We start from the raw sequence: 13,198 nt of genomic DNA on the forward strand, positions 1-13,198 counted from the left end.
ACTCCAAATTAGCTATGAACAGTTTTAAAATTGAATAAGGATTAAATTTATGGTATCAGGTATACTTGTTTCCCCCGGTATCGCTTTTGCAAAAGCGCTATTATTAAAAGAAGAGCCTATTGTTATTAGTAATAGACAAATTCTTGATAACAAAATTGACGCTGAAATTGAACGCTTCAAAGAAGCTCGAGAAAAATCAAGTGAGCAATTACATGCAATCATGGAGCGAGCAAAATCTACATTAGGCGAAGATAAAGCAGCAATATTTGAAGGTCATATCATGCTTCTTGAAGATGAAGATCTTGAACAAGAAGTTATTTCACGTATTCAATCTAAACATTCTACCGCTGATGCCGCAGTTCAATCCGTTTTTGAAACTCAAGCTAAAGAACTGGAAAATTTAGATGATGAATATTTAAAAGAACGTGCAGCAGATATTCGCGACATTGGTAAACGCTTACTTAAAAATATTTTAGGTATTGAAATTGTTGATTTAAGTGCTATTAGTCAACCATGTATTTTAGTCGCAACAGATTTAACACCATCTGAAACCGCTCAATTAAATTTAGACATGGTATTAGGTTTTATTACTGATGCTGGTGGACGAACATCACATACATCAATTATGGCTCGTTCATTAGAAATTCCAGCCATTGTAGGCACATCTAACGCAACCCAAGAAATCAAACAAGGTGATTTTGTTATTTTAGATGCAATTAATAATGCTATCTATATCAATCCAGATCACACCACCCAAGAAAAATTAAAACAAGTTCAAGCAAAATTTATTAGCGATAAAGAAGAACTTTCAAAATTAAAAGACTTGCCAGCTGTAACGCTTGACGGACACCAAGTCGAAATTTGTGGCAACATAGGTACTGTGCGTGATATTGCTGGTGCAGAACGCAACGGTTATGAAGGTGTTGGTTTATACCGTACCGAATTCTTATTTATGGATCGCGATGCTTATCCTGATGAAGAAGAACAATTTAAAGCTTACAAAGAAGTGGCTGAATCAACTCATGGTTTATCCGTAATTGTACGTACAATGGATATTGGTGGCGATAAAGATGTACCTTATATGCATTTACCAAAAGAAGAGAATCCATTTTTAGGCTGGCGTGCAATTCGTATTTGTTTAGATCGTAAAGAAGTACTCCATGCCCAATTACGTGCAATCTTACGTGCATCTGCATTCGGTAAATTACGTATTATGTTCCCAATGATTATTTCAGTGGAAGAAATTCGCATATTAAAATCTGAAATCAATATTCTTAAAGAACAATTAACGACTGAAGGCAAAGCATTTGATAAAAATATCGAAATCGGTGTGATGATTGAGACCCCTGCAGCAGCAGTGATTGCGCATCACTTAGCCAAAGAAGTAGATTTTTTTAGTATCGGAACGAATGACTTAACTCAATATACACTTGCTGTTGACCGTGGTAATGAATTGATTTCTCATCTTTACAACCCATTATCACCTTCTGTATTAACATTGATTAAAAATGTTATTGATGCATCGCATAAAGAAGGTAAATGGACTGGAATGTGTGGTGAGCTTGCTGGTGATGAACGCGCAACAATTTTATTATTAGGTATGGGGCTTGATGAATTTAGTATGAGTGCGGTATCAATTCCAAAAATTAAGAAATTGATTCGCAATACTAATTTTGAAGAGGCGAAAAAGTTTGCTGATACAGTATTACAAAAAGCTACAGCCAAAGAAATTATTGACTTAATTGAAAATTATACCGCTGAAAAGCAAATTTGTTAGGAGACAATGATGGGTCTATTCGATAAAATCAAGCAATTAGTATCCGATGATAATAAAAATAGCATCGAAATTATTGCACCTTTAAGTGGCGAAATAGTCAAAATCGAAGATGTACCAGATGTGGTTTTTGCTGAAAAAATCGTTGGTGATGGTGTTGCAATTAAACCTTCTGGTAATAAAATTGTTGCACCTTTAAACGGTAAAATTGGCAAAATCTTCGAAACCAATCACGCTTTTGCAATTGAGTCAGATGAAGGAATTGAGCTTTTTGTTCATTTTGGTATCGACACAGTAGAGTTAAAAGGTGAAGGCTTTAAGCGAATTGCTGAAGAAGGTCAACAAGTAAAAGTAGGCGATACGATCATTGAAATCGATCTGCCATTACTTGAAAGTAAAGCTAAATCAGTGTTAACACCAGTGGTTATTTCTAATATGGAAACAGTGGTAGAATTAACTAAACTTTCTGGTTCTGTTGAAGCAGGTAAAACACCAATAATGCGTGTGAAAAAATAATTTTTTCACTTAAGCTAATTATAAAAAAACCTTCAGTCTAAACTGAAGGTTTTTTATTTTAGCTAAGCAAATTTAATCATTTAAACTTCTTAACGCCATTTCTTATATTGATTAATTAGATTATTAGTCGAATCATCATGAGAATCAACCGGTTTATCATCTGCCAATTCAGGTAAAATGCGACCAGCTAATTGCTTACCAAGCTCTACACCCCATTGATCGAAACTAAAGATATTAAGAATAATACCTTGTGTAAAGATCTTATGTTCATACATAGCGACTAATGCTCCAAGAGTATAAGGTGTTATTTTTTTCACGAGAATTGAATTTGTTGGTTTATTACCCTCAAAAACTTTAAACGGTACAATTGATTTAACTTCATCAAGTGTTTTACCTGCTGCAATGAATTCTTGTTCAACTTGCTCAGCGGTTTTACCAAACGCTAAAGCTTCGGTCTGCGCAAAAAAGTTAGACAGTAATTTCGGATGGTGATCACCCACTGGATTATGGCTGATTGCTGGTGCAATAAAATCGCATGGGATTAATTTAGTACCTTGGTGAATTAATTGATAAAATGCGTGTTGACCATTAGTCCCTGGTTCTCCCCAAATAATTGGGCCTGTTGTATAAGAAGTTTTATGTCCATTACGATCAACACTCTTACCGTTTGATTCCATATTTCCTTGTTGGAAATAAGCTGCAAAGCGGTGCATATACTGATCATACGGTAAAATTGCTTCAGTTTCTGCTCCACAGAAATTATTGTACCAAATACCAATTAACGCGAGTAATGCTGGAATATTTTTCTCGATTGATACGCTTTGGAAGTGTTTATCCATAGCATGACCTCCAGCTAAAAACTCTTTAAAGTTGTCAAAACCAATTGATAAAACGATTGACAAGCCAATTGCCGACCAAGAAGAATAACGACCTCCAACCCAATCCCAAAATTCAAACATATTGGAAGTATCAATACCAAATTTTTCAACCTCTTTAGCATTGGTTGAAAGTGCAACAAAATGCAAAGCAACGGCTTTTTCATCTTTGGCTGCATCAAGTAACCATTTACGAGCAGTCTGAGCATTTGTCATGGTTTCTTGTGTGGTAAATGTTTTAGATGCCACTAAGAATAAAGTAGTTTCAGGATTTAAACCTTTAAGCGCTTCAACAATATGAGTACCATCGACATTCGAAACAAAATGCATTGTTAAATGATTTTTATAAGGGCGTAATGCTTCGGTAATCATATGAGGACCAAGATCCGAACCGCCAATACCAATATTAACTACATCGGTAATTGCTTTACCTGTATAACCTTTCCATTCTCCACTAATGATCTTTTTACTAAACGATTCCATCTTAGCCAATACTGTGTTGACATCATCCATCACATTCTTACCATCGACAAAAATCGGCGTATTTGAAACATTACGGAGCGCAACATGTAATACAGCGCGGTTTTCGGTACGATTTATTTTCTCACCGCTATACATGGCGTTAATAGCGCCATTTAAATCACATTCATCAGCAAGTTTATAAAGAACCTCTAAAGTTTCTTGTGTCACTCTATTTTTTGACAAATCAACCAAAAACTCATCTTCAAAAGGAATACTCAGTTTTTCAACACGCTTAGGCTCGTCATTTAAGATTTGCGCAATTGTCTTTTCATGATGTTTTTCATAACTCGCTTGAAGAGATTTCCAAGAAGAAGTGGTAGTTGGATCAATTGACTTTAACATATTTAATTCCTTAATTAATATAGCACTGTTATCCATAATATAACTATGCCTAACATGATGCAAGATAAGGATTTTATCTTTTGTTTTTTACAATTACTAAGATTTTATCCTTAGCTTTTTAAATTGATTGATTTCATACTTTTTCGTTTAATGAATACTTGTTTAAAAGACTAATAAGCGGAAAAAAGTCAAAATAAGGCGACCAAATCGGTAATTTCTTATTGCCTATAAGTATACAGTCAGAAAAACTACTTATTTTCGGCAAAATAAATATCAAAAAGAATACTCTAAATTCAAATTTACTGGATATAAGAACTGGATGTTTTTATAACTTATTGTATATTAAATAAAATAATTATTACCAAGTTTGTTACGGGTAGATATGCCCGCTTATGCTCACGAAGTTCCCATTTAAGAGCACCTTGATAATGATTAATCAGCAAATAGTTTCAATTTATTAATTATTTCTACTGATTCGTTTTCAAACCAAAATGCAACAAATAAATGAATATTTGAACAGTTTTTTTCTAATTGATTATTTACTCTTATCTCTGGATATCGTTATTTATAATGCCTCCATTCAAGAGCTAATCTCTTCTATTATGTTGAGTAGATTTCTTTCTGGATTAAGTATTTTATATATAGACATTTTATTTACTCTTTTAAAAAACATATAATTTATCGGAAATTATAACTCCATTAGGATTGATTGCTTTAATATGTTTTTCCTAATCCTCTTTTGATATTGGTTGCAATAATAAATAAGGGGCATAAATGTATTTACTATCAGTGTAAACTTAGTAAATAACTTTTTGAGTTCCGCTATGAAATAATGTAGAGGGTTTATTCGATAAGTTTTCTAAGTTAAATTCTTTCTAGTTCTTTTCATCAATAAAAAACAGTTCTTGTTCACGTATTTCAGTTGATGTTAATTTGTGGGGGATTTTATTTTCTAATTATATTACCAAGTTTATTTCATAAGTTAATTCCACTAAATCAAATAATAGCGCTCTACCGGTAGTGAGCGCTTCTTTTAAAGCTTGGATAACTTTGGCATTATCATAACGATAGTGACTATAGCCATAATAAAAATATAGTTTATATAGCATTCCATAGATCTGTTAACTTGATTAGGATAATTAATGCAATATTTAATTACTTCATCTTAAGCAGAACTATAATCAAAACGAGCTTTTTCAAAACTAGATTCTTGTAATTGCGTTCTGGATAAATCAATAAAGTTATAGCTAACTAAATGATTTTCGAAAACGGGTTGTTGCCAATATTGCCATTTTTTTTGAGTACTGAGTTTATAATATTTCATTAATCTTATTTTTATTTCCTATACTACAAAATCAATAATAGATTGAATAATATTTATATTTTAGAATTTTATTTATCTATTAAATGGTTTTCTTTTTTATTTTACGCTAACAAGTGAACAGCATGTTTTATTTATAAATTTTTAGTTATTTTCCATAATCGATATTCTCCACATCTATATACAAACAAGCTTTATAAATTAACTTCCTTTTAATCATCAACCGTCATATTACGTGTTGTTAAATCATATGGTGTTAATTGATAGACGTAATAGTTAAGCCAATTACTAAATAGTAAATAAGCATGACTGCGCCATGTGGCTTTAGGGGTCAGATTTGGATTATTATCAGGAAAATAATTTTCTGGAATATTGGGGTCTATACCGGCTTTAATATCACGAAAATATTCATTGGCTAAGGTGAAAGAGTCGTATTCTGGATGCCCTGTTACAAATGCCATGCGTTTATCTGCCGTGGTCATTAGATAAGGTCCTGTAATATCGGACTCGGCTAAAATTGTTAAATCGGTGTAATTTATGATTTTATCTTTGGGGAAATCAGCATTACGAGAATGAGGTGCTAAAAAGGTATCGTCAAATCCTCGAGATAAAATCGCATTCGGCTTAATAATGTGATGTTGATAAACGCCTGATAATTTCTGGCTGCGAGTAAATTTTGGCAAATCATACAAAACGTTTAAAGCAGCCTGCACAGCCCAACAAACAAACATTGTTGAAGTTACATGTTCTTTTGCCCAAGTAATAATTTCAGCTAATTTAGGCCAATAAACCACATCAGAGAAAGGTACTTTTCCTAATGGTGCTCCCGTTATAATAAGTCCATCAAAATTCTGATGTCGAATATCATCAAAATCACAATAAAAGCTATTTAAATGTTCCATTGGTGTATTTTTTGATTCGCGCTGATCAATACGTAATAATTGAACATTCACTTGTAAAGGTGAATTCGATAAAAGCCGAAAAAATTGATTTTCAGTCTCGATTTTTTTAGGCATTAAATTGAGAAAGAGAAGCTTAAGAGGTCTAATTTCTTGGGTTTTGGCACGCGATGAAGTCATAATAAATACATTTTCATTGCGTAATACATCAACAGCGGGCAATGAGTCTGGAATACAAATAGGCATAACAACAGCTCCTAAAATAATCAGTTATTTTTGAACAGTTAAAATAGACGTCTAGATATCTGTATAGCTAAATATAGTGGGTTTTATAATATTTGTCGAGATTTTTATTGAACAATAATAGAAATAAGATTTAAAAAATCAGTATAGTAGCGAATTCAATAGGAGATAATACTTGAATGGTTGTCACAGTAAAATGGCTGTTAAAGACATGAAATCTTAGAAAGCACGAGTGTCAGTACGCCAAGTATCAGCGGTTAATGCTTCGCCAAAATAGCTATTAATTAATTTTTGGGTAATGTCACTTAATGGTGAAGCTAATACTTCAGCCGTATTACCATATTCAACTAGCTCGCCATTATGCATCACTAAAATTTCATCGCTAATATGTTTCATCATCCCTATATCTTGAGTAACGTATACATAAGAAATATTTTGCTCCGCTTGCAGCGATAACATTAAGTTCACAATTTGCGAACGCATTGAAATATCTAGAGCAGCTAAAGCTTCATCTAAAATTATCACTTTAGGTTTCAGAATTAATGCTCGAGCTAATGCCACTCGTTGCTTTTGTCCCGCCGCCATTACCGAAGGATAATAAGAAGCATGTTCAGGTAACAATCCAACTTGCTTTAAGACTTCACTAATTAACTTTTCACGTTCTTGAGCATTATATTTAGTATTATGTTTTAATGGGATTTCTAACAATTGACCAATACGTAATCTTGGATCAAAAGAGCTTTCGACATGTTGAAATATCATGCGAATAAGTTGGCAACGGTAACTATAATCACCATATTCAACTTTATTACCATCAATCCAGATATCGCCACTGTCAGGTTTTAACATACCAACTAACATTTTCGCTAAGGTTGACTTTCCGGAGCCATTTTGTCCAATAATGGCCAATGTTTTACCTTCACTTAGAGAAAACGACAATGGCTTAACCGCATCAATCCGTAAATGCCCTAAAAGACCTTTAGGAACTTTGAATTGTTTAGATAAGTTACGCACTTTTAATATTGGACTCATGATATATTCCTATTATTTACTACTCATCCGTATTTAACGGAAAATGGCAAGCTACTGAGTGATCCTTTATCGGTATTAACTCAGGGGCTTGAATACACTTTTTTTGAGCATAAGGACAACGCGGTCCTAACCGGCAACCTATCGGCAAATGTTCAAGAGATGGAATCACTCCCGGTAAAGTATTGAGGGGACTTTTATGGGGCATCGCTTTACCAAAATCAGGAATAGCATAAATTAAAGCTTGGGTATAAGGATGATAAGGTGATTTAATTAAATCCTCACTATCAGCAACTTCTACCGTTTGCCCACAATACAATACACTAATACGATCTGTCCATCGTGTCACCATTTGTAAATCATGACTGATAAGAAGAATAGTGGTACCAATATTTTGGTTCATACTTGCAAGAAGTCTAAATATTTGTGCCTCAGTTGTTGCTTCCATTGAATTAGTAGGTTCATCGGCAATTAATAATTTAGGTCGATTAGCCAGAGCAATAGCAATCATTACTTTCTGGCACTCTCCTTCAGTTAATTCAAATGGATAAGATTTCAATATCTCTTTATGGTCTTTAATTCCTACCCGATGCAACAATTCAATAGCACGATTTTTACGCCAGAAGAATCTTTGCCACCAATGCCCTTTAAATGTTCTTCTTGGAATGGCATTTATGAGTTGTTGACCAATTTTCATTGAGGGATCTAAACATGATTGTGGTTCTTGAAATATCATAGAAACATTATCACTAATCACTTTTCGACGTTGTTTAGGAGTCAGTTTTAATAGATCAATATCATTAAAATGAAAACGATCAGCCGAAATTTTCCAGTTGTGATTAGTCACCCCTAAAATGGCTTTAGCAATAAGGCTTTTTCCTGAACCAGACTCCCCAACTAAACCACGAATTTCACCTTCAGATAATTTTAAGCTTACACGATCGATTGCACGAAGCAAACCATCAGGTGTAATAAATTCTATGGTTAAATTTCGAATATCTAACAAAGCCATAATTAATGCCCTGCTCGTCGGCCATATAATCCAAAATTGAATAAATAGACCAAAGTAATGGTAACGACCACAGCCAATCCTGGAGCAAGAAAGGCTAAATAATTAGTACCGATAATATCTTTCATTTTAAACATCATCATACCCAAATCGGGACGAGAAATATCATTGGCAAAACCTAAAAAAGTTATGGTAGTAATGGCCAAAATAATCGAACCAAATAAAGAGACAATTTCGGTCAAATATACAGGTAAAATATTAGGTAAGATATAGTGATTAAAAATTGAAAATGGTGACAACCCATCCAATCGATAAGCGGTAATGTAAGTTTTGTGCCATTCATTAATCGCTCGTTGATGAATATTATAGATAAAGCGTGGTGTATAAGATAATCCTACTACTAATAACATATTGGTAATATCATCTTCAAATACCATGCTAATGGCAATGACACCGAGTAGCGGTGGCACAACCATACAAAACTTAAAAATAAATAAAACTAACGGTCGCAAAAAAGAGATAAAAAACATTAAGTAATTAATTAGCCCACCAATAACAATGACATAAAATACGGCTTTTAATGTCATGGATATGGTCGAACGATACCCAATCAATAAATAATCGAAAATATCTTGTCCTTTAGCATTAGTACCTAAAATATGATTCAAATCACCATTCGCCCACCAAGCTGGTGGTAATGAGGCGGGATAAATAGGGTTTAAATGAGCATGGAAAAACCATTTAGTCGATAATGCTACAAATGCAATTGCTAATATGCCGTAAAAACTAATAATTAAATATACATTACTATGTAGCTTATTAAAGCAAGATACAATAGTATTAACTAATTTAGTTACCCTAGACATAATTTACCTTATGGCGTAATGGATAAATAGCAACTGCGGAAACCTCACCTAATAATGTTAATAGACTGATAACCGTACCACATGCCAAAATAGCAATAGCAATAATCGAATAATTATGATGACGATAAGCAATCATCACCCATTGCCCTAAACCAACACGATTAAATAAAATTTCAATTACCATTGTCGAAAACAGCAACGTTGTCGTATTGTATGTTAACTGTGGAATCGTTGCAGGAATAGAATTAGGTAACAAATGACGACGTAAAACTTTAAATGGGGATCGTTCACGAATAATCGCCATTCTAATATAGTTTTGACGTGAGGTACTTTTTACTGATTGACTCACTAATTGTATTGTCATAATACTTGGTTGAATGGCTAAAATAATAATAGGCAAAAGCAAATGATGAAGTTGATCAAATAGCGCTTGTAATTTAAATGTTTTTGATGCAATTAAAATATCAAGTAACGATGTCCCAGCTACTGACGGCGACACGTCAAAATTCATTGATATCGTCCAAGTAGGCGATAACCAATGCATAACAATAACAACAAGCATAACTATAGGGCAAGAATATAGAAATAACGAGCCTAAGCGAATTGTACTATTTAGCCAATTAATATTACTCAAACCAAGAAATATTCCTAACGGTAATCCAATTACTAAAGCAACCACTAAAGCGAGTATACAAAGCTCAAAAGTCGCTAATAAAGTGTGAAAAAATGGAACGGTTTCACCTGATAATAATCTGAATTGACCTTGCAGTAATTGCTTAAAAAAGGCACTATATGCATCAACAAGACTGAGATTATTAAAGTTAAGCATTGAATGTGGAGCAAAATAGACTAAGCAGAAACAAATCTGAGTCAATACGCAGATAATAAATAAAAACGTTACTATTTTTTTGAAAATATAGATAATCATATTTATCTTTATCGCTATTATAAGTAAATAAAACACGGTAACAACTCTCTATTACCGTGTTTTAAGCTATTTAAAGGATTAATCTTCTGATATTACTGGTTTACTAGCAGCTGCATAAGCATGATCTTGTGCACTTAAACCACCAGCATTACCTTTACCATCAAAATGATAGTCTGACTCTTCACGCGACTTTATACTTTCATTCGATACTTCGTATTCTGGTGCTGACGCTTTGGTCATTACAGCCGAAGAATGACCAGTTGTTTGTTCAGTTACATTAACAGATTTCTCACTGTCATTACTTTGTTTAACCTCTTCAAAATCAGGTTGCATATCAACGTTTACTTGATTTGCTGAGGTATCGCTTAACGTCATATCGGTATTATCTTTAATGTCATTGGTCGCTACAACTTCATTATCTTTAATAATAACCGGTACTAATAACGTCGGAATCACCTGTGTTGTCATTTTTGGTTCTTCCTGCTTCAATTGACTATAATCAATAGATACTCGACCTAAGGCCAGTTCGAGTGATGCAGCAGCAAATAGCAATGGCATTGGTGACTGTTTTTGTTCAGTATTTCTTACGCGTCGCTTGTTGCGCTGACCATTCATACGCAAATGTCTAGATGTACGACGTTGACGTTTTGGTTGAATATCAGCAACATTGTTACTCATTGGTTGATCAACAATAATTGGTAATAATAAAGTTGGAATAATAACTTTTTCATCGACAACATGATCGATCATTTCACTATTTTTAACTCGGACACTTTTAGTTAAAGTACGTTGTTGACGTCGTGGTTTAGGCTCTTTTGGCTTAATAGCTGTGGCTTCATTAACCGTTTTATCTACCTTAGCAGTAGCATTTATCGTATTTGATGCATTTGCATTATTGTTTTGTCTTGTACGACGTCCACTGCTTCTATTTGGCGTCTCTTTCGTATTGGTTTCTGTTGCCGGCGTCACCATAGCAATAATATTATTAACAGCATTGTTGTTACGATTATTACGCTGGCGTCGATTATTAGAACGTTGATTATCACGTCGTTTTTGTGATGGTTGTTTAACTTCTGGCTCAGGTTTAGGTTTTTCAGCAGCAAATAATTTATTTACTTTACCTAAAATAGTATTACATAAATTAAATAATTTCTTAATTTTTGGCTCAGCTTTAACTTTTGGTGTTGCATAAGCTTCGACTTTAGGCCCTGATAATATAGCTTGTTCTACAATAACATCTGTCGTTTGCTCTTCTTCCTCTTCTTCAAGTTCACGAATCAGTTTAGGAAGATTATAACTGAGTATATCTGTCTCTTCACCGGTACGTTTACGAATAACTTTATAAAGAGGGGTTTCCATCTCTTCGTCACCAGCAATTACAATTTTGACATCAGGATGCATTTTTTCAATATTTGTGATCGCTCGACGTTTTTCATTAAGTAAATAACTGGCAATTGGTACAGGGACTATCACATCAATTTGAACGGTATTATCTTTCATTGCTTCTTCTTGAATCAAACGAAGAATAGAAAGAGACAATGAATTGTTATCACGTACAGTACCCGTACCTTGACAACGAGGACAAATATGATGGGTTGCTTCGCGTAATGAAGGACTTAAACGTTGACGAGACATCTCAAGCAAACCAAAGCGCGATATTCGCGTAGTTTGAATACGGGCACGGTCAGTTTTCATCGCCTCTTTTAAACGGTTTTCAACTTCACGTTGGTTACGAATTGGTGTCATATCAATAAAATCAATAACGATCAAACCACCTAAATCGCGTAAACGTAATTGACGAGCGATCTCCTCTGCTGCTTCAAGATTGGTGTTAAACGCTGTTTCTTCAATATCACTACCACGAATTGACTTAGCAGAGTTAATATCAATAGCAGTTAATGCTTCGGTTGTGTCAATAACGATTGAACCACCAGATGGTAAGCGAACTTCACGTTGGAATGCTGACTCAATTTGCCCTTCAATCTGGAAATGATTAAATAATGGAACATCACCTTCATAAAGTTTTAAACGGTTAACATATTCAACGCGACCTAAATCAACCAATCGCTTTTTAGCCACTTCCATTACTTTAGGGTTATCAATTAAAATATCGCCCACGTCATCACGCAAATAGTCACGAAATGCACGGGTAATAATATCACTTTCTTTATGAATTAAGCTTGGAGCTGGGTAGTTTTTGGCTTCGTTTTGAATAGCTGTCCAATAGTTGACTAAGGCATCTAAATCTTGTTGTAATTCTTCCTGACTTTTACCTACACCCGCAGTTCGAGCAATAACCCCCATTCCTCTTGGTTTTTCAATCGCATCAATAATGCGTCTTAAATCTGCTCGATCTTCACCTTCAATACGGCGTGAAACACCACCCGCTCGGGGATCGTTAGGCATCAGTACCAAATAGCTACCCGCTAGGCTAATATAAGTCGTTAATGCTGCACCTTTTTTACCACGGATCTCTTTTTCAATTTGGATTAGAACTTCTTGCCCTTCTTGTAGATGTTTAATACTACGACGGCCCGAAATATTAGCGGGGAAATAACTTTCAGCAATCTCTTTTAATGGTAAAAATCCATCTCGCTCACCACCATAAGAGACAAAAGCCGCTTCTAAACTTGGGTTTATTTTAGTGATCTTGCCTTTATAAATGTTGGCTTTTTTTTGCTCATGCCCAAGACTTTCAATATCTAAATCATACAAGCGTTGTCCATCAACGAGCGCAACGCGCAACTCCTCTTGCTGAGTTGCGTTGATTAGCATTCTTTTCATTATTCTACACTCTTTATTAATCTTAATTAATTATAGGTAGAATATTATTATCAATAATAAACGTTTATTTTAACAATGATAAATAATGGT

The 13,198-nt window shown here is 34.1% G+C and carries 11 protein-coding genes; 2 read left to right on the forward strand and 9 right to left on the reverse strand.

The genetic code is table 11. The features are described from left to right. The first annotated feature begins 49 nt into the window (after nucleotides 1-49). On the forward strand, nucleotides 50-1,777 hold the full coding sequence (ptsI, locus tag H3T96_RS12010; protein ID WP_086326316.1) for a phosphoenolpyruvate-protein phosphotransferase PtsI: 1,728 nt from the start codon (nucleotides 50-52) through the stop codon (nucleotides 1,775-1,777). A gap of 9 nt (nucleotides 1,778-1,786) precedes the next feature. Beyond that, the gene (gene crr, locus H3T96_RS12015; protein WP_025316547.1) at nucleotides 1,787-2,290 is read left to right on the forward strand and encodes a PTS glucose transporter subunit IIA; all 504 of its coding nucleotides are present in this window, start codon (nucleotides 1,787-1,789) and stop codon (nucleotides 2,288-2,290) included. A gap of 89 nt (nucleotides 2,291-2,379) precedes the next feature. On the opposite strand, the gene pgi is transcribed toward crr, so the two are convergent. The 9 genes from pgi to rne form a co-directional block, all read right to left on the reverse strand. Then, nucleotides 2,380-4,029 (reverse strand): glucose-6-phosphate isomerase, encoded by a 1,650-nt coding sequence (gene pgi, locus H3T96_RS12020; RefSeq protein WP_144092885.1) that lies wholly within the window; start codon nucleotides 4,027-4,029, stop codon nucleotides 2,380-2,382. 956 nt (nucleotides 4,030-4,985) lie between these two features. After that, nucleotides 4,986-5,138, reverse strand: coding sequence for a hypothetical protein (locus tag H3T96_RS12025; protein WP_186279279.1), 153 nt, complete (start codon nucleotides 5,136-5,138; stop codon nucleotides 4,986-4,988). 56 nt (nucleotides 5,139-5,194) lie between these two features. Beyond that, nucleotides 5,195-5,353 (reverse strand): hypothetical protein, encoded by a 159-nt coding sequence (locus H3T96_RS12030; protein ID WP_186279280.1) that lies wholly within the window; start codon nucleotides 5,351-5,353, stop codon nucleotides 5,195-5,197. Between the two features lie 209 nt (nucleotides 5,354-5,562). Next, on the reverse strand, nucleotides 5,563-6,495 hold the full coding sequence (gene metA, locus H3T96_RS12035) for a homoserine O-succinyltransferase (RefSeq protein WP_065737901.1): 933 nt from the start codon (nucleotides 6,493-6,495) through the stop codon (nucleotides 5,563-5,565). Between the two features lie 216 nt (nucleotides 6,496-6,711). Then, nucleotides 6,712-7,527 carry an ATP-binding cassette domain-containing protein gene (locus H3T96_RS12040; protein ID WP_086326760.1) on the reverse strand — a complete coding sequence of 272 codons (816 nt, stop codon included), beginning with the start codon at nucleotides 7,525-7,527 and terminating at the stop codon, nucleotides 6,712-6,714. 16 nt (nucleotides 7,528-7,543) lie between these two features. Beyond that, nucleotides 7,544-8,533: a putrescine export ABC transporter ATP-binding protein SapD gene (gene sapD, locus H3T96_RS12045; RefSeq protein ID WP_086308330.1), complete on the reverse strand. Its 990-nt coding sequence runs from the start codon at nucleotides 8,531-8,533 to the stop codon at nucleotides 7,544-7,546. Between the two features lie 2 nt (nucleotides 8,534-8,535). Next, a complete protein-coding gene (locus tag H3T96_RS12050) occupies nucleotides 8,536-9,396 on the reverse strand; it encodes an ABC transporter permease subunit (protein ID WP_144092887.1) in 861 nt (286 codons plus the stop codon). Then, nucleotides 9,389-10,324 carry an ABC transporter permease subunit gene (locus tag H3T96_RS12055; RefSeq protein WP_144092889.1) on the reverse strand — a complete coding sequence of 312 codons (936 nt, stop codon included), beginning with the start codon at nucleotides 10,322-10,324 and terminating at the stop codon, nucleotides 9,389-9,391. The genes H3T96_RS12050 and H3T96_RS12055 overlap by 8 nt, the downstream gene beginning before the upstream one ends. A gap of 78 nt (nucleotides 10,325-10,402) precedes the next feature. Continuing rightward, nucleotides 10,403-13,108, reverse strand: a complete 2,706-nt coding sequence (rne, locus tag H3T96_RS12060) for a ribonuclease E (protein WP_144092891.1) — start codon at nucleotides 13,106-13,108, stop codon at nucleotides 10,403-10,405. Between the last annotated feature and the right edge of the window lie 90 nt (nucleotides 13,109-13,198).

The sequence above is a fragment of the Gilliamella sp. W8136 genome, assembly GCF_016101285.1.
GTDB classification, from domain to species: Bacteria; Pseudomonadota; Gammaproteobacteria; order Enterobacterales; family Orbaceae; genus Gilliamella; species Gilliamella apicola_N.

Bases quoted from the DNA above. Each gene is read 5' to 3' on its own strand.
- sapD (WP_086308330.1), bottom strand. From the start codon at position 8,533: ATGGCTTTGTTAGATATTCGAAATTTAACCATAGAATTTATTACACCT.
- rne (WP_144092891.1), bottom strand. From the start codon at position 13,108: ATGAAAAGAATGCTAATCAACGCAACTCAGCAAGAGGAGTTGCGCGTT.
- ptsI (WP_086326316.1), top strand. From the start codon at position 50: ATGGTATCAGGTATACTTGTTTCCCCCGGTATCGCTTTTGCAAAAGCG.
- H3T96_RS12055 (WP_144092889.1), bottom strand. From the start codon at position 10,324: ATGATTATCTATATTTTCAAAAAAATAGTAACGTTTTTATTTATTATC.
- metA (WP_065737901.1), bottom strand. From the start codon at position 6,495: ATGCCTATTTGTATTCCAGACTCATTGCCCGCTGTTGATGTATTACGC.
- H3T96_RS12025 (WP_186279279.1), bottom strand. From the start codon at position 5,138: ATGCTATATAAACTATATTTTTATTATGGCTATAGTCACTATCGTTAT.
- H3T96_RS12030 (WP_186279280.1), bottom strand. From the start codon at position 5,353: ATGAAATATTATAAACTCAGTACTCAAAAAAAATGGCAATATTGGCAA.
- crr (WP_025316547.1), top strand. From the start codon at position 1,787: ATGGGTCTATTCGATAAAATCAAGCAATTAGTATCCGATGATAATAAA.
- pgi (WP_144092885.1), bottom strand. From the start codon at position 4,029: ATGTTAAAGTCAATTGATCCAACTACCACTTCTTCTTGGAAATCTCTT.
- H3T96_RS12050 (WP_144092887.1), bottom strand. From the start codon at position 9,396: ATGTCTAGGGTAACTAAATTAGTTAATACTATTGTATCTTGCTTTAAT.